We start from the raw sequence: 16954 nt of genomic DNA, 5'->3' as shown, positions 1-16954 counted from the left end.
TCCCGGCCCCACCGGCCGCCTCAGCGTCCGCCGGGCAGGCGATCGATGAGGGCAGCGCGCCACAGCTCGAAGGCCGGGACACCGTCCCGATCTTCCCGGACCGCGCACCCGTCGGCGAGTTCCGCCGCCGCGGCCGCCGTGAGGCCGGTCAGCGCGTCCAGCGCCGCCACCGTGTGGTCCGGCACGACGCCGGCCGCCACGCGGGCACGTGCCGCGAAGACGGCGCCCAGCCCCACGTGGCCGGCGAACTCCCCGGCCCTGGTCAGGAGGTCGGCGTACGGCGCGTCGGCGCGGGGACCCGCGTAGGTGGACGCCAGGCCGACGCCCGCCCAGAGGTCCCTCCTGCGGTCGGCGGGGAACGTTCCGACCGCCGCGGCCACGCGGTCGACGTCGGCCCCCTCCACGAACCACAGCGCTCGCCCGATCCCCTGGTCGACCGCACGCCCGAAGTAGCCCGGATGGCCGAGCCACGGCCAGGGCTTCGGGCGGCGCCGGGCGGTCACGTGGTCCGCCCGCGCGAAGTAGGCGAGGTCGAACCCGTACCCGTCCACGGCGAGCCACGACAGCGTGGGGTGGAAGGGCCCGTCGTCCAGCGCGGGCAGCACCCGCCGCCATAGACGGCGCGGGAGCCTGCGCATGGCGAACCCGATGCCGATGTAGGAGAGCAGCAGGTAGGGAGCCCCGGGCCCGGCGAGAAGTCGCCGGGTGCGGTCGGTGCCCGTCACGGCGTCGAGGATCGTCCAGGCCATGGTCGCGCCCTCGTAGCCGAACCCCAGGAGCTCCGGGTCCAGCACGTCGAGCCGCCGCGCGAGCTCGGCCTCGTCGGCCGACTCGCACGCGGCCTCGAAGCCGATGACGACGCTCCGCGGGATGCGGTCCAGGCGCTCGCGTACCGGGTCCGGCCCCGCGGCGAAGCCGAGGTGGCGGTAGCCGGTGTGGTCGGGCCGGGGGGCCGCGAGCAGCCGGATGATGCTGTGCCGGGAGATGGCCATGGACAGGCTCCTTCGCTGGTTCGTCCTCGGGTTTCGACGGCGGACGCGCGGGCCTCGCGGCCCGCCGGCACCGCAACTGAGAAGTAGTGACACGGCGACTGCAGCAATCCAGAAGAAGTACGACGTCGTGGTCCGCAATCCAGAAGGAGTGCGACGTCGTGGTCCGCAATCCAGAAGGAGTACTCGATGAGCACGATCCGCCAGGACACGTGGTTCGCCATGTACCCGTACGCGGGCGGTGGTGTCGGCGCGTACGCGCCGCTCGTGCCGTACCTCGACGGCCGGCATCTGCACGTGCCCGTGCTCCCCGGGCGGGACGGCCGCCGTGACGAAACCGCCCTGACCGAGTTCGGCGACCTGGCCGACGACCTCTTCGCCCAGCTCGAGCCGGAGCTCGCGGCGAGGCGTGCCGAGTCCCTGGTGCTGTTCGGGTACAGCCTGGGCGGGATGCTCGCCTTCGAGATGGCGCGCCGGATCGAGTCCGCCGGGACGACCCCCCGGGCTCTCGTCGTGGGCGGCTCCGCGGCCCCGGACCGCTGGAAGCCGCGAGGGATCGCCCACCTGGACGAGGAGACCTTCGTGAGCCGCCTGCGCACGCTGGGGATCGCCCCCGCCGAGCTGCTCGACGAACCGTGGGTCCGCCAGGCCTGCATGCCGGCCTGGCGAGCCGACTCGCGGGTCGCGGAGTCCGTGCCCCGCAGGACGGCCACCCTGAGGTGCCCCGTCCACGCGCTGGCCGGTCACCGCGACCCGCTCGCCGGCCCGGCCGACCTCGCCTCCTGGGAGCACACGGGGGGTCCGGGCTCGTCGAGCGGGCTCGTCGCGGGCGATCATGGAACGCTCGTCAGGAACCCTGTGGTGCTGGCGCGGACGCTCCGGAAGGCTGCCTGAGCCCGGGGAGCGGGACCCCCCGCTCGCCGAGGAACAGCAGCAGCCCCCGGATCGCGCAGACCAGGACGAGCGCGAAGAAGATCGCGTACGACACCTGCGCCACGACGAGCACCCCGTAGACCAGCGCCACGGAGACTCCGAAGAGGACCTGCCGGCGCGGGTCGACCGGCGAGGTGCCCGGATCGGTGATCATGTAGTTCATGTAGAGCACGAACGGCACCCCGGTCATCATGCCGAGCGTCGCCAGGAGCACGTCGTCGAAGAAGACCGTCCTCAGCACCGCCTGGAGGACGTACCCGCCCACCCAGCCGAGGATCAGCGGCATCTTGCGGGTCAGCTTGCCGTTCAGCAGCGTCCCCGCCATGAGGACGCCGAGCGGGATCAGCACGTCGAGCGTGTGGTCGGTGTTGTTCAGGAACATGTACGGCGGGGTGAAGCCGACCAGCGGCATCGTCAGCAGCACCACGGAGATGCCGAGGTTCGAGGGGTTGAGGAAGTGCCGCAGCCGCCCTCGCACCCGCACCCGGAACACGTACTTGGAGGCCGCGGCCGCCACCACGGCGAACAGGTAGGGCCAGATGGTGCTGGTGAACAGCAGCATCGCGCAGGCGAGGGCCGCGATGTGCGCCGGGAGGAGGAAGTAGAAGACCTCGCGCGGCCCCCCGGCGTACTCCGGCCGGCGCTGGTGCGCCCACGCGTCGACGGCCTCCAGGCCCAGGTGGGCGGCGTAGCTGACGAGGACGGCCAGGATCGGGACGATCGGCGGCTGCTCGAAGCCGAGCAGCAGATGACCGACCAGGTTGAGCACGGTGATGGAGATGGCGAACCGCAGCAGCGCCTTGCGACGACGCTGGTCGGGGGTGAGACCGGCCGGTGCGCTCGCCGCCGGCTCGGCGGGCGACGGCGGGTCGGACCCCGCCGGACCGTCCGCGGGGGACGGTGCCGCCGCCCGGGAATCCTGGATCGTGCTCATCGGGAAACCTCCAACGTCTGCTGTCCATCGACGAGGTCGAACGTGCGGGTCTGCGGCTCGCCGTCCTCGACCCAGGTGACGGTGGCGCTCAGGTCGGTCGTGGCGTGCTCGTCCGGGATGCCGAAGTGGAGCTCGGGCGCCCCCACCCCGGAGTGGCCGTTGGCGGGGTAGAGCTGCGCCTCCCGCTCGTACCCGTCGCCGTGCACGCGCACCGTCGCCCCGATCAGGGGGGTGTGCGCGCCCTCGGCGGTCGGGCGCACGACGTGCAGGGTGAGCCATCGGTTGTCGGTCTCGGACTCGTTCCGGTAGACGTGGGAGTCCTGCCACTGGTTGGCGACCATGAAGTCGACCAGCCCGTCCGCGTCGAAGTCGCCCGGCGCGATGCCGCGGGAGACGTCCTGGTCGGTGAAGCCGACCGCGGCGCCCACGTCGACCCAGGAGTCGCCGGTGTCGCGCCAGAGCCGGTTGGGCTCGTGCCCGGACAGGTCGTCCCCCTCCTCGATCCGCAGCCACACCTCGGGGTTCTCGAGGATGAGGTCGTTGCCCATGGCGATCTCCTGCAGCCGGGGCCACAGGTCGCGCTCGCCCTGGATGAACCCGGTGGCCTGGACGAGGTCGTCGCGGCCGGTGTTGAGCAGGTCGACGGCCTTGATGTCCCAGGACCAGCCGCTGTGCGCGATGCCGGTGGAGCCGGACCTGTCCGTGTACGGGACCGACCCGTTCAGCAGGTCCTCGGGGTCGCCGTCGGGCTCGAAGGCGAAGTTGGACTCCTGCAACGCCCACGGACTCGTGATGTTGCTGACGTAGATCTCGGGGAGTTCCTCGCCGTCGCGGTAGGTGTAGGCGACGCCCATCCCCTTGAAGGAGTCGTGGCCGAGCACGCTCGACTTGCGCTCCGTCAGGTTGCGGCGGTCACGGACCGACTCGAGCCGCACGTCGCCCGGTGTCGACCGGTTGACGAGAAGCTGGTCGGGGCCGAAGTCGTTGGCGACGTAGATGTCCGGGACGCCGGTGCCGGTCAGGTCCTGGAAGCCGAGCGCGAGCGTCCAGGACCTCGCGGACTCGTCCGGGATCCGGTTGCTCACGTCGGTGTAGCGCGGCGCCTCGCCCGGTTCGGCGTCCGAGCCGAGGTAGAGCCGGTTGACGCCGGCGTTGCGTGCCTTGCCCATCGAGTGCTGCATCTGCATGCGCGGGTCGTCGGCCGCCTCCGGGTCGAGCACCCGAGCGCCGTCGGGGAAGTAGTTGCCCACCATGACGTCGAGGACGCCGTCGCCGTCCACGTCCGCGACGTTCAGCGCCGTGCTGTTCCACACCTGCATCGGCGACACGAGCTCCGTCGCGACGAAGTCGGTGGCACGCGGGACGAGGGGTTCGTCGGCGCTCTCCGGGATCCGCTGGTTCAGGAACAGCACCGGTGAGCGGCCCCAGTAGTAGACGAGGACGTCGGTGGCGCCGTCCGCGTTGACGTCCGCGGGCACGCACCCGATGGGCGCCATCGTGGCGTCGTACCGCAGTCCGGTCGGGTGGAGCTCGAAGGTGTCGAAGGGCTCGCCGCTGCTGCCGGGGACCGGGAAGACCCGCACGGTGTCGTCGCGGGGGTCGGTGGTGCAGCCGTCGCCCGCGTGACCCTGGTTACGCAGGTCCAGCGCGGCGACGGAGGTCCCGACCGCGGAGATCCACGGCTGGATCGGTTCCAGGTCCGGCGCCACCGGCCGGACCTTCTGGTCGTACGCCGCCGGCGGGAGCACGTCTCGCTCGAAGGCGAGACCGCTGCCGGCCCGGTCGACGGCGGCATCGCTCGGAGTCCCGGGCACGGCGGTCCACGCGAGGACCGCCAGGACTACCGCGACGACGGGAGAAACTATTCTCCGCATTGTTCCCACCTATTCATATCGGCGCGAAAAAATGGCATGACAAAGAAAGAAGTGGCATGGAAGAAGTGGCATGCCGACGACCTCGGTCACGCGGCTGCCATCCGGTCCCGGAGCTGCCGGGAGGATGCTGTCGGGTCAGGTGCTACGGGCGCCGGCCGGGTCGAGATGGATCGGACACGTCGCGTTCGTTTCGGTCACGTTCACTCCCAGGGTCCCGCGGGCGATGGTCGATACGCCCCGAACGTCTGTGTTCGGTACGCCTCGAACGTAGCCGGGCCGTCATCACACCGGCGTCTGCCAGGTTGCTGCGCGGAGCCCGGGGTTCGCGCGCCGGCACCCGTGACACGGCCGCCGCGCAACCGGGAAGTACCTCACGGACGCGGGGTTCTCCAGCGTGATCGCCGTCATGCCCGTCCGGGCTCCTCCCCGGCCCGCGCTCGCGCGCGCACCGTGAGAACCTGGACGCATTCGTCCCCGCATCCCCGGGAGGGCCCTTGATGGAACCGATCGTCCTGGTCGGAGGCGGTCTGGCCAGCGCTCGTGCGGCCGAGACGCTCCGCGCCGAGGGGTACGACGGCGACGTCGTCGTCGTGACCGGCGAGGCCCACCAGCCCTACGAGCGTCCGCCGCTGAGCAAGGACTTCCTCCGTGCCGAGTCCGAGCGGGACGTCGTGTTCCCGCTGGCCGAGGACTGGTACGACAAGCACGGCGTCGAGGTGCGCACCGGCACGCTCGCCGTCGGGCTGGATGCCGCCGACCACGTCCTCACGTTCGCCGACGGCGTGAACCTTTCCTACTCGCGGTGCCTGCTCGCCACGGGATCGTCGCCCCGGCCGCTCGACGTGCCCGGCACGGATCTGTCCGGCGTCCACTACCTCCGCACCCTGGACGACGCCGACCGCCTCGCCCGCGTGATCCTCGACTGCTCGCTCGAGGGCACGGGCCGGGTCGCGGTCGTCGGTGACGGCTGGATCGGTCTCGAGGTCGCGGCGTCGGCCCGCACGCTCGGCCTGGACGTCACCGTGGTGGGACAGAACACCGCGCCGCTCGTCCCGGTGCTCGGGCCCGAGATGGCCGAACTGTTCGCCGATCTGCATGCCGAACACGGCACCCGTCTGATCCGTGAGACCTCCGCGGTGCGGCTGGTCGGCTCGGAGTCCCGCGTGGTCGGCGTCGAGCTGGACGACGCGACCGAGATCGACGCCGACATCGTCGTCATCGGCGTCGGCGCGACCCCGAACGTCGGGCTCGCGGAGGTCGCGGGCCTCGACCTGCGGCCCGCCGGGCAGGGCGGCGGCATTGCCGTCGACGGCACGCTGCGCACCTCCCACCCGGACGTCTTCGCCGCGGGCGATGTCGCGAGCATCCCCTCGCCGCACTACGGCCGCCCCATCCGGGTCGAGCACTGGGCCGCCGCCAACGACGGCGGGGTCCATGCCGCGCGCGCGATGCTCGGCGCGAACGCCCCGTACGACAACCTCCCCTTCTTCTTCTCGGACCAGTACGACCTGGGCATGGAGTACCTCGGCTGGGTCGAGGCCGGCAAGGGGTACGACGACGTCGTCGTGGCCGGGTCGGCACGGAAGCGCGAGCTCGTCGCGTTCTGGGTCCGCGACGGACGGGTGCTCGCGGGCATGGCCGTGAACGTCTGGGACCAGGTGGACCGGATCAAGGAGCTGATCCTCGGCGGACGTGAGGTCCCGCGCGAGGAACTGGAGAAGTTCACGGCGTCCTGAGACCTCCCGGCCTTTCGCCCACCGCGTAACGTCTGGCACTATTCGGGTCCATGAACCCGAGTGGCAGGCGAACCGTCACCCTCGTGTGCGCGCTGGCCGCGCTCTACGCGCTCGCCGCCGCGATGAGCGGCTTCGCGTGAGCGGCTCGCCCGCCGTCGGTCACGTCAGGGCGGTGCGTGATCGACCACATACCGAACAGCACTGGACGTGCGAGCGTGCCGCCGCTACCTTCGTCGATGTGAACATCCGTTGGTATTGGCGCTTTACGTCGGCTCCTGGTGGAGCCCGGCGCGCTCGCGCCTGACCACATCCACCCGGAGCCACCAGGGCCTAGGACACCGACCGTGTCCGGGCCCTTCGTCATTCCAGACGGGCCGCTCCGGATCACGAGGCGGTGGCGGCACCCGCCTGGACACAGCAAGAGTCCACGCACAGCCGAGCACCACCGACCATCAGGAGCATTGATCCGATGAGCACGCCCACCACGCAGCCCGGCCTCGACCCGTCGTCCGACCCCTCGTCCGGCACGACGGCTCCCCTGTCCCCCGCGATGCAGGCGCGAACCTCCGACCTGCGCGTTCGTGCGCTCGATCCGTTGCCCGCTCCGCGTGATGTGTTGGCGGAGATGCCGTTGGGGACCGAGCGGGGGGATCTGGTGGCGACCTCGCGGCGGGAGGTGCGTGATGTGTTGACGGGTGAGGACGACCGCTTGCTGGCGATCGTGGGGCCGTGCAGCGTGCATGATCCGGTCGCGGCGCTCGAGTACGCGGGCCGGCTGGCGGGTGTGGCCCGGCAGCTGGCGGATGAGCTGGTGGTGGTGATGCGCGTGTACTTCGAGAAGCCGCGCACCACGGTGGGATGGAAGGGCCTGATCAACGACCCGCACCTGGACGGCTCCCACGACGTGCACCACGGGTTGCGGCTGGCGCGGGAGGTGCTGCTGGGGGTGCTGGACGCGGGAGTACCCGCGGCATGCGAGTTCCTGGAGCCGACCAGTCCCCAGTACATCGCCGACGCGGTCACCTGGGGCGCGATCGGCGCACGCAACGCCGAGTCGCAGGTGCACCGCCAGCTCGCCTCGGGGCTGTCGATGCCGGTCGGGTTCAAGAACGCCACCGACGGAGACGTGCAGATCGCGGTGGACGGCTGCGTGACCGCGGCCAGTGAACACACGTTCTTCGGTGCGGACGGTGCCGGACGGGCCGCGGCGGTGGAGACGGCCGGGAACCCGGACTGCCACGTGATCCTGCGCGGGGGCCGTGGCGGACCGAACTACCAGCCCGCCCAGGTGGCGGACGCGTTGCGGGTGGCACGCACCTCCGGGCTGGGCGGAGCGGTCGAGGCCGGGGTGGTCGTGGACGCCAGCCACGGCAACTCGGGCAAGGACCACGTGCGCCAGGCCGAGGTCGTCACAGAGATCGCCGACCGCCTCGCGGCCGGAGAACAAGGGATCACCGGACTGATGCTCGAGTCCTTCCTCCAACCCGGCGCCCAGAAGCCCGGCCCCCTGGACACCTTGACCTACGGCCAGTCCATCACCGACAAGTGCATGGACTGGAACACCACCGAACGGCTCCTCCACCACCTCGCCGAAGCCGTCCGGGAACGCCGGACGTCCTGACCGACCACCACGCCCGCGGCCGTCGAACCGCAGGTTGAACCGTTCGAACACGCGATGTGAACGATTCAACCTGCGGTTCGACGGCCGTCGGCGGGGTCAACGTGCGGTTCGGCGGCGGGTGAATCGAGCCTGCGGTTCGGCGCGAGTGTCCTAAGGGATGCCGCCGACGCCGGTGTCACCCCCGCGCGTACCGGTCCACGAAGTTCCGCAGGATCCGCATCGGGTGCGTCACCTCGACCGCGCGGGACCGTTCGGTGACGGCCTCGGCCTCGTCGGCCGGGAAGTAGCCGTAGCTCCTGTACACCTGGATGCGCAGCTTGATACCGGGGAAGTCCAGTTCCGGGTGGAACTGCGTGGCGTACAGGTTCTGCTTCACCCGGAACATCTGCACGGGGCAGCCGGCGGAGGAGGCCAGCAGGACGGCGTCGTCCGACAGCTTGCGCACCGCCTCCTTGTGGCCCACGTACGCCGCGAACGACTGCGGCATCCCGGCCAGCAGCGGGTCGTCGGCCGCCGCGGGCTGCAGTTCGACGGCGACGGGCCCGGGCGGCTCGCCGAAGGTCCGGTCGATCTCGGCGCCGCGGTGCGCCCCCAGCGTCCCGACGCCGTAGCAGGCGCCGAAGAACGGGAAGTCCCGCTCCACGACCTCGTCGAGCAGGGCGAAGATCTCGGACTCCACGCGCCGCTGGACCGGGGACTTCAGCACGGGCGGGTCGGAGAAGTTGAACGGCCCCCCTCCGGTGATGATCCCGGAGTAGTCGTCGAGGTCCACCTCACCCAGCGACCCGGACTCCATCCGGACGCGGCGCAACTGCTCGGGGGCGAGCCCGCCGTAGTCCAGGAACGCCTGGTACTCGGCGTCGGCGGCCTCGTCCTCGGCGCGGGTGGCCAGGAGCAGGAACGGCTTCATGTCGGAAGCCTAGAAGGTCGGGCGGCCCGCCGCCGACGAGGGCGTTCCGCAGGAGATCGCGCCCCGCCGGCGCCGGCGGGGCGGCAGTCCCCGGCACTACAGGCGCGTCGTCGGCCGCCGCGCCCACCACGAGGCCAGGGCCGAGCCGGACACGTTGTGCCACACGGAGAACAGTGCCGCCGGCAGTGCCGCCGCGGGCGTGAAGTGGGCGGCGGCCAGAGATGCCGCCAGGCCGGAGTTCTGCATGCCGACCTCGACACTCACGGCCCGGCGGGCGGGACGATCGAGCAGCGCGGCCTTCGCCGCGGCATATCCGAGGAGCAGTCCGAAGAGGTTGTGGACGACGACGGCGCCCGCCACCAGGAGACCGGTGCCGAGAACGGTCTCGGCGTTGGCGGCCACGATGCCCGCGACGACCACCACGATGCCCGTCACGGAGACGAGCGGCAGGTACGGGAGCAGCCGTTCCACGGTCCGGCCCGCCACCGCTCGCAGCACCAGTCCGGCCAGCACGGGAACCAGGACCACCTGCACGATCGAGACGAACAGGTCGCCGAACGCGATGTCGAGGGTCTCGTCGGCGAGCCACAGGATCAGGAGCGGCGTGACCAGCGGGGCGAGCAGGGTGGACACGGCGGTCATGGTCACCGACAGCGCGGTGTCTCCCTTGCCGAGGTGGACGATGACGTTCGACGCCGTCCCACCGGGCGCGGCGCCCACGAGGATCATGCCGAGCAGCGCCATCCCGGTGAGCCCGAACAGCCCGCCCACGGCCCACGCGGCGAGCGGCATGACGAGGAACTGCGCGACGACGCCGAGCACCACGGCACCGGGCCGCTGCAGGACACGCACGAAGTCCCGTCCGCGCAGGGTGAGCCCCATGGCGAACATGATGACGCCGAGGAAGACGGGGATGTGCTCGGCGACGGGCGCCACCGGCCCGGGCGCCAGCAGCCCGGCCACTCCCCCGAGCACCACGAGCACGGCGAACCATCGCCCGGTGAGCTCCGCTGTCTTGCGCAGGACGTTCATGCCGCTCCCTCGGGTCGTCGTGGCCCGCCGAGCGCGACCGCCGTTGGTCGGGCACGCGGGCCGAGGCCGCCGGTCACCCTACCGGTGGCCGGCGGCCTCGTTCCTCGCCCGTCCGCCGGGGCGGGCGTGGCTTCTCACGTCCAGCGGAACAGCTTCACACCGAGCGGGAACAGCACCACCGTCCAGGCGGCCATGACGAGCACCTGGGTGAGCGGGAAGTCGTCCCCGAACCAGCCGGCCATCATGCCCTGCGAGGCCGCGCCGATGGGCGTGTACTTGGCGATCTGCGCCATCCAGTCGGGCATGGCGGGGATCGGCACCCACACTCCCGAGAACAGCAGGCAGGGGAAGTAGATCAGCATCCCGATGCCCGACGCCGCACTTCCCCGGTCGGCGCGCGCCGCGACGAGCAGACCGAGCGAGAACATCGCCGCGGTGGCGAGCACGAAGCAGAGCAGCACCACGAACGGGTCCACCGCGAAGGGGACCCCCAGGACGGCCATGCCTCCGACGACGGCGGCCGTCGCCGCCACGAGGAGCGCCACGACGTTGATGACCAGGTGCGCGCCGATGAGGTTGCGCGGCGGCATCGGGGTGGTCGCCAGCCGGCGCAGCACGCCCTTCTCGCGGAACGTGGCGAACTGCACGGGCATCGTCGTCAGGGAGATGGTCGCGACGGCGAGGGCGAGGATGGTCGGCAGCCAGACGGTCACGTTGGGCGCGGAGTCCCAGGGCAGGCCGGGTTGCTCCATCGGGCTGCGGAAGTCCGGGATCACGAGCCCGAGCCCGACGAGCAGCAGGGCGGGAAACACGAGCGCGAAGAACACGGCGGCCGGGTCGCGCAGCCACACCTTCGTCTCCGTGCTCAGCAGGGGTCCGGTGTTCATGCCGCGTGCTCCTTCTCGGTCTCGTCGGCGCGGTACTCCCGGCCGGTCACGTGCACGAAGACGTCCTCCAGGGTCTGGGTGACGGTGCGGACGTCGTCGGGCACCACGTCGGCGGCGGCGAGTTCGCGGACGACGGCGAACAGCACCTTCCGCGTGCCCGTCACCTCGATCTCGTCGCCGGCCGGCGCGACACCGGTCACGTCGTCGTCCCGCGTGGCCAGCGCGGTGAGGAGGTCGAGCGCACGGCCGCGCCCGGCGTCGTCGGCGAACCGGAGCCGGACGGCGCGGTCACGGCCGAGGCCGTCGGTCAGCTCGGTGGGCGTGCCCTGGGCGACGACGACACCGCGGTCGATCACGACGAGCCGGTCGCAGAGCCGTTCGGCCTCGTCCATGAAGTGCGTGACCAGCAGGATCGTGACCCCCGAGTCACGGACTCGCTCCACGAGCTCCCAGGTGGCGCGGCGGGCGGCGGGGTCGAGACCGGTCGTGAGCTCGTCGAGGATGGCCACCTGCGGTTCGCCCACGAGCGCGAGCGCGATGGAGAGCCGCTGCTTCTGGCCGCCGGACAGCTTGCCGAACTGCACGTTCCGGTGCTCGGTGAGATCGAGCAGGTCCATGAGCTCGGCCGGGTCGGCGCGGCGTTCGTAGAACGAGGCGAACACGTCGAGCGCCTCGCCGACGGTGATGCGGTCGTGCAGCGCCGCCTCCTGGAGCTGGATCCCGACGTCCTCGCGGACGGAGGCGGGGTCCGCCTGCGGATCGCGGCCGAGCAGGCGGACCGTGCCGCCGTCGGCCCGCCGGAGGCCCGCGAGGCACTCGACGGCGGTGGTCTTGCCGGCCCCGTTGGGGCCGAGGATGCCGAAGATCTCGCCGCGGCGCACCTGGAACGACACGTCGGCGACGGCGACCTTCTCAGGTCCGCCCTTCACGGGGTAGGTCTTGCGAAGGTTCCGCACGTCGACGACGGGCGAGCCGGCGACCGACTCAGGGACGGACCGGGGGGCGGAACGGGTGACTGTCATGGCGCTTCTCCTCTCGGGAGAGTCTGGGGACCGCTCTCTGGATCATGGCGGTTGCGATCAGGAAAGTGGCCTCTTGACGGGAATGTCGCGGAGGAGCAGGCCGAGCGCGACGTACGTCGCCGCTGCCGCCGCCGCGACGGTGAGCAGGCCGACGAGCACCGGAAGCGGGCCGTCCAGATCGAGCACGTGCTCGGCCAGCGCGGTGGCCGGTCCCGCGTACAGGGCGATGTCGGCCACGATGGCGGGGACGCCGAACCCGAGGCAGACGACCAGGCCGAGCCACGGTCCGAACCGGAGGAATCCCCCGGCGACGGCGACGCCGAGCAGGAAGTACGTCGAGACCACCAGGCCCTCACCCACCGTGTTCACGACGAACCCGACGACGCCGGTGCTGTCGTCGCGCCCGATGCTGCGGTGCCAGTCCATGCCGAGCAGTCGCCACACACCCTGCTCGGCCGCGTAGAGGGCGGCGACGGCGAGCCCGAACACCGCTCCGGCCCTGGCCGCGCCCCGGGCCACGCCGCGGACCAGGGCACGTCGTGTCCCGCCCGCCGCCAGGTGCGGGCGGATCATGGCCAGCGGAACGATCACGCCCAGCGAGAAGGCGAACCAGCGGGCACTGCCCACGACGTACTGGACCGTGCTGCTCTCCAGGGCCCCGACCCGGAACTGGATCAGGGCGATCGTGACCGCGGCCAGCGTGACGATCGGCCAGTACCAGACGCCGACCGCCCGCAGCACGGTTCCGACCTGCCGGTCCACGGCACGGACGGCGCTCCGGTGCGCCATGGCGCGTCGTTCGTCCAGGACCTGCGCGACGGTGCTCATCGGGATCCCTCCTTCCGGGGCTGTGCCCGCTCGGCTTCCGCCCGCCTCGCGCCCGTCGCCTCGCGGGAGGTGCGCGTCAGGTGGACGAAGAGACTCTCCAGTCCTTCATGCCCGACCGTCACACCCTCGGCGGCCGCGGCTCGGGCATCACGCTCGGACACCATGCCGTCCACGGTGACTCTCGTGGTGGGGCCGAGTTCCTGCCGGTGCAGGACGTCGCGCCCGGCGGCGAGACGTTCGACGGCGGTCGTCGGCCCGGTCAGGGAGGTGGCGCGGGTACGGACCTCGTCGGCGGGCTCGGCGAGCACCACCCGACCGCGGTCGACGAGTACCACGTGCTCGAACAGCCGCTCGGTCTCCTCCACGAGGTGGCTGGACAGGACCACGGTGCGCGGATGCTCGGCGTAGTCGGCCAGCAGCGCGTCGTAGAACGCGAACCGGGTGGGCGCGTCCATGCCGAGGTAGACCTCGTCGAAGATCGTCAGCGGCGCCCGGGCGGCCAGCCCGATCGTGGCCGCGAGCGCCGACCGCTTGCCACGGGACAAGGCCGACGGCTTCCTCCACAGGGGCACCTCGAAGAGGTCGAGCAGCTCCGCGGCGTAGTCCGCGTCCCACTCCGGCCGCAGGTCTGCGTAGTAGGAGAGGGTGGCGGTGACCTTCTCGTCGTTCAGCACGTCCCCGCCTTCCTGGACCAGGAGCACCGCCGAGGTGAGCCCGGAGTCCTCCCAGGGGTCGCGCAGTTCGCCGTCGGGCCCGACGAGGACGGCGCCGCGGGTCGGGCGGCGGAAGGCGGCGAGCAGGCCCAGCATCGTGGACTTGCCGGCGCCGTTCCTGCCCAGCAGGCCGGTGATCTGGCCGGCCGGGAACTCACAGGTGATCCCGTCCAGGGCGGTGCTGCCGGGTACCCGGTGGGCCGTTCCGGCGGCGTTCATGGCCCAGGAGCGGGGGAACGTCACCTCGACGTCGTCGAATTGCGCCGCGAACGGCGGGAGCAGGTTCATGGCTCTCTCTCTCCTTCCTGGCGGGCGGCTTCTTTTCTGGCGGGCGGCAGGGTGGGGGCCGCGTGGCCGCGGGCGCCGGCGTCCTGCTGGCTCATGGCGATCCGCCGGAGGGCCGGTGGCCGCGGACGTAGGCGACGATGTCGTCGGCCGGGATGCCGAGGAGCGATGCCTGGGCCAGGGCCGGGCCCAGCACCTCGTCGAAGTACCGCTCCCGGTGGTCCGCCCGGAGGCGTTCCCGCGCGCCGGGCGCGACGAACATCCCCAGTCCGCGGCGTTTGTACAGCACCTTCTCCTCCACGAGCTGCCCGAATGCCTTCTGTGCGGTCGCCGGGTTGATGCGGAACGTGGTGGCGAACTGTGTGGTGGACATGACCTGGTCCTCCTCGTCGAGCTCACCGGAGAGCACCTGCGCGCGAATCATCTGCGCGATCTGGAGGTAGATCGGTTCCGGGCCGTCGAACACGGGCTGCCCTCCTCTCGGTTCGTTGGTTCAGGGGTTCATTACATGAGTAACTAACCATATCGAGGGGTGTGCCCGCAAGCCCTTCCCCCTCGCTCCCAGCCGGCTCGAAGCCCTGCTGAACGAGAATCACTCCTCGCCGCGGCGGACGAAAAACACCGAGGCGGCAGGTCCGATGTGGAACCTGCCGCCTCGGCGGGGTGGGACGACACCACCTGTGCGCGGCCTCGCGAGACCGGAGTCCGACGAGCCTCAGGCCTCCGCGGCCTCCAGGGTGCTCAGCTCCGCGAGGTCCTGCGCGACCAGCTCGGCGATCTGCACGGTGTTCAGCGCGGCGCCCTTGCGCAGGTTGTCGTTCGAGACGAAGAACACCAGCCCCCGCCCACCCGGCACCGACTGGTCGACGCGGATCCGGCCCACGAACGACGGGTCCGCACCGGCCGCCGCGAGCGGCGTCGGCACGTCGGCGAAGGCGACACCGGGCGCTCCGTCGAGCAGTTCCCGCGCACGCTCGGGCGCGATCGGCTCCGCGAACTCCGCGTGGATGGCGAGCGAGTGCCCGGTGAAGACCGGGACGCGCACGCACGTCCCCGCGACCGCCAGGTCCGGCAGCCCGAGGATCTTGCGCGACTCGTTGCGCAGCTTCTGCTCCTCGTCGGTCTCGCCGGATCCGTCGTCCACGAGGTTGCCGGCCAGCGGGAGCACGTTGAACGCGATCGGGGCCACGTAGGCCTCGGGGCTCGGGAAGTCCACGGCGCCGCCGTCGTGCACCAGCCCTTCGACGCCCGGCTCGCCGGCCGCGACGGCGGCCCTGGCCTGCCCGGCCAGCTCCGCCACGCCGGCCAGCCCGGACCCGGAGACCGCCTGGTACGTCGCGACCTTGAGCCGCTCCAGCCCAGCCGCGTCGGCGAGCGGCTTGAGCACCGGCATGGCGGCCATGGTGGTGCAGTTCGGGTTCGCGATGATGCCCTTGCCCGCCTCGCTGACGGCCCCCGGGTTCACCTCGGACACCACGAGCGGCACGTCGGGGTCCAGGCGCCAGGCGGACGAGTTGTCGACCACCACGGCGCCCGCCTCGGCGAACCGGGGCGCGTGCTCGCGCGAGGTGCCACCGCCCGCCGAGAACAGCGCGATGTCGATGTCGGCGAGGGCCTCGGTGGCGGTCGCCGCCGTGTCCTCGACGGTCACCGGGACGCCGGCGAACTCGATCTCCTGCCCGGCCGACCGCGACGACGCGAAGAGGCGCAGCTCCCGGACCGGGAACCCGCGCTCGGCCAGCAGGCGCCGCATCACGGCGCCCACCTGCCCGGTCGCACCGACGACGGCGACGTTCACACCCTGCTGAGAGATGACGGCCATCCCGCGATCACCGCCCCGTCCCGGCATAGACGACGGCCTCGCCGTCGGCGCTGTCCAGGCCGAACGCGGTGTGCACCGCACGCACGGCCTCGTCCAGGCTGTCGGCCCGGGTCACGATCGAGATGCGGATCTCGGAGGTGGAGATCATCTCGATGTTGATCCCGGCGTCGCGCACGGCGCCGAACAGCCGCGCCGACACGCCGGGGTGGGACTTCATGCCCGCGCCGACCAGCGACAGCTTGCCGACCTGGTCGTCGAACTCGAGGTTCTCGTAGCCGACCTCGCCCTTCACGTCACGCAGCGCGGCGAGCGCGCTCGGCCCGCTGCCCTCGGGCAGGGTGAAGGAGATGTCCGTGCGGCCGGTCGAGGCCGCGGACACGTTCTGCACGATCATGTCGATGTTCGAGCCCGAGGCCGCCACGACCTCGAAGATGCGCGCGGCCATACCGGGCTTGTCCGGGACGCCGGTGACCGTGATCTTGGCCTCCGACCGGTCGTGTGCCACGCCGGAGATCAGCGGGTCTTCCATGACGTCTTCCTCCTGCTCATCGCCATCGGGGGCGTTCGGGTCGATCAGGTCTCCGTAGGTGCCGGACACGAGGGTGCCGGGAGCACCGCTGAACGACGACCGCACGTGCAGCGGCACGCCGTAGCGTCGCGCGTACTCGACCGCGCGGAGCGCGAGCACCTTGGCGCCCGACGCCGCGAGCTCCAGCATCTCCTCGTACGTGACGCGGTGGATCTTGCGCGCCGACGGCACGATGCGCGGATCCGCGGTGAACACGCCGTCGACGTCGGTGAAGATCTCGCAGACGTCCGCGCCGAGGCCGGCCGCGAGCGCCACCGCGGTGGTGTCCGAGCCGCCCCGTCCCAGCGTCGTGACGTCGTCCTCTTTCTGGTTGACGCCCTGGAACCCGGCCACGATCGCGACCTGGCCCTTCTCGATCGTCCTGCGGATGCGGTGCGGGACGACGTCGACGATCCGCGCCTTCCCGTACGCCGCGTCCGTCAGCACACCGGCCTGCGGGCCGGTGAACGACTTCGCCTTGATGCCCAGGTTGTTGGTGGCCATCGCGAGCAGCGACATCGAGATGCGCTCGCCCGCGGTGAGGAGGATGTCCATCTCGCGCTTGGGCGGGAGAGGACTGATCTGCGCGGCCAGGTCCAGGAGGTCGTCGGTGGTGTCCCCCATCGCGGAGACGACGACCACGACGTCGTTCCCGGCCCGCTTCGCCTCGGCGATACGCTTCGCCACCCGCTTGACGCTCTTCGCGTCCGCGACCGAGCTACCGCCATATTTCTGCACGACAAGTGCCATGTGCCTGCTTCCTGTTGCCGGCCTCCGTCTCTCTCAACGGTCCGCCGGGA

15 protein-coding genes are annotated in these 16954 nt (G+C 71.6%); 3 read left to right on the top strand and 12 right to left on the bottom strand.

The window, feature by feature from the left end; genetic code table 11:
* Positions 1 to 20 precede the first annotated feature (20 nt).
* Positions 21 to 992, bottom strand: coding sequence for a DUF1702 family protein (locus EDD34_RS01385; protein ID WP_123812983.1), 972 nt, complete (start codon positions 990 to 992; stop codon positions 21 to 23).
* 186 nt (positions 993 to 1178) lie between these two features.
* On the opposite strand from EDD34_RS01385, the gene EDD34_RS01380 reads away from it, so the two are divergent.
* Positions 1179 to 1883 (top strand): thioesterase II family protein, encoded by a 705-nt coding sequence (locus EDD34_RS01380; protein WP_123812982.1) that lies wholly within the window; start codon positions 1179 to 1181, stop codon positions 1881 to 1883.
* Here EDD34_RS01380 and EDD34_RS01375 read toward each other — a convergent pair.
* Both EDD34_RS01375 and EDD34_RS01370 read right to left on the bottom strand, forming a co-directional pair.
* Positions 1837 to 2856 carry an enediyne biosynthesis protein UnbU gene (locus tag EDD34_RS01375; protein ID WP_211341462.1) on the bottom strand — a complete coding sequence of 340 codons (1020 nt, stop codon included), beginning with the start codon at positions 2854 to 2856 and terminating at the stop codon, positions 1837 to 1839. The two genes, EDD34_RS01380 and EDD34_RS01375, sit on opposite strands and share 47 nt — an antisense overlap.
* A complete protein-coding gene (locus EDD34_RS01370) occupies positions 2853 to 4730 on the bottom strand; it encodes a CRTAC1 family protein (protein ID WP_123812981.1) in 1878 nt (625 codons plus the stop codon). Before EDD34_RS01370 ends, EDD34_RS01375 begins: the two co-directional genes overlap by 4 nt.
* Before the next feature lie 497 nt (positions 4731 to 5227).
* On the opposite strand from EDD34_RS01370, the gene EDD34_RS01365 reads away from it, so the two are divergent.
* Positions 5228 to 6466, top strand: a complete 1239-nt coding sequence (locus EDD34_RS01365) for an NAD(P)/FAD-dependent oxidoreductase (RefSeq protein ID WP_123812980.1) — start codon at positions 5228 to 5230, stop codon at positions 6464 to 6466.
* 469 nt (positions 6467 to 6935) lie between these two features.
* Positions 6936 to 8087 carry a 3-deoxy-7-phosphoheptulonate synthase gene (locus tag EDD34_RS01360; protein ID WP_425462334.1) on the top strand — a complete coding sequence of 384 codons (1152 nt, stop codon included), beginning with the start codon at positions 6936 to 6938 and terminating at the stop codon, positions 8085 to 8087.
* A gap of 175 nt (positions 8088 to 8262) precedes the next feature.
* Here the strand turns inward: EDD34_RS01360 and EDD34_RS01355 are convergent, their stop codons facing one another.
* The 9 genes from EDD34_RS01355 to EDD34_RS01315 all read right to left on the bottom strand — a co-directional run bounded on the left by EDD34_RS01355 (position 8263) and on the right by EDD34_RS01315 (position 16904).
* The gene (locus EDD34_RS01355; RefSeq protein ID WP_123812979.1) at positions 8263 to 8997 is read right to left on the bottom strand and encodes a glutamine amidotransferase; all 735 of its coding nucleotides are present in this window, start codon (positions 8995 to 8997) and stop codon (positions 8263 to 8265) included.
* 96 nt (positions 8998 to 9093) lie between these two features.
* Entirely contained in the window at positions 9094 to 10029 is a 936-nt protein-coding gene (locus EDD34_RS01350) for a bile acid:sodium symporter family protein (RefSeq protein WP_123812978.1), read from the bottom strand.
* A 134-nt stretch (positions 10030 to 10163) separates the two neighbouring features.
* Complete coding sequence (locus EDD34_RS01345; protein WP_123812977.1) at positions 10164 to 10916, bottom strand: ABC transporter permease; 753 nt, start codon at positions 10914 to 10916, stop codon at positions 10164 to 10166.
* A complete protein-coding gene (locus EDD34_RS01340; RefSeq protein WP_123812976.1) occupies positions 10913 to 11938 on the bottom strand; it encodes an ABC transporter ATP-binding protein in 1026 nt (341 codons plus the stop codon). The genes EDD34_RS01345 and EDD34_RS01340 overlap by 4 nt, the downstream gene beginning before the upstream one ends.
* Positions 11939 to 11995: 57 nt before the next feature.
* Positions 11996 to 12766, bottom strand: a complete 771-nt coding sequence (locus EDD34_RS01335; protein WP_123812975.1) for a hypothetical protein — start codon at positions 12764 to 12766, stop codon at positions 11996 to 11998.
* Positions 12763 to 13767, bottom strand: a complete 1005-nt coding sequence (locus tag EDD34_RS01330; protein WP_123812974.1) for an ATP-binding cassette domain-containing protein — start codon at positions 13765 to 13767, stop codon at positions 12763 to 12765. The genes EDD34_RS01335 and EDD34_RS01330 overlap by 4 nt, the downstream gene beginning before the upstream one ends.
* 91 nt (positions 13768 to 13858) lie before the next feature.
* On the bottom strand, positions 13859 to 14230 hold the full coding sequence (locus EDD34_RS01325) for a GntR family transcriptional regulator (RefSeq protein ID WP_123812973.1): 372 nt from the start codon (positions 14228 to 14230) through the stop codon (positions 13859 to 13861).
* Between the two features lie 249 nt (positions 14231 to 14479).
* The gene (locus EDD34_RS01320) at positions 14480 to 15586 is read right to left on the bottom strand and encodes an aspartate-semialdehyde dehydrogenase (protein WP_123812972.1); all 1107 of its coding nucleotides are present in this window, start codon (positions 15584 to 15586) and stop codon (positions 14480 to 14482) included.
* 7 nt (positions 15587 to 15593) lie between these two features.
* Entirely contained in the window at positions 15594 to 16904 is a 1311-nt protein-coding gene (locus tag EDD34_RS01315; RefSeq protein ID WP_123812971.1) for an aspartate kinase, read from the bottom strand.
* Positions 16905 to 16954: the final 50 nt, after the last annotated feature.

Origin of the sequence: Myceligenerans xiligouense (genome assembly GCF_003814695.1) — a bacterium.
GTDB classification, from domain to species: Bacteria; Actinomycetota; Actinomycetes; order Actinomycetales; family Cellulomonadaceae; genus Myceligenerans; species Myceligenerans xiligouense.
Note: the sequence above shows the minus strand (reverse complement) of the source record. Positions and strands in the feature narration are given on the sequence as shown.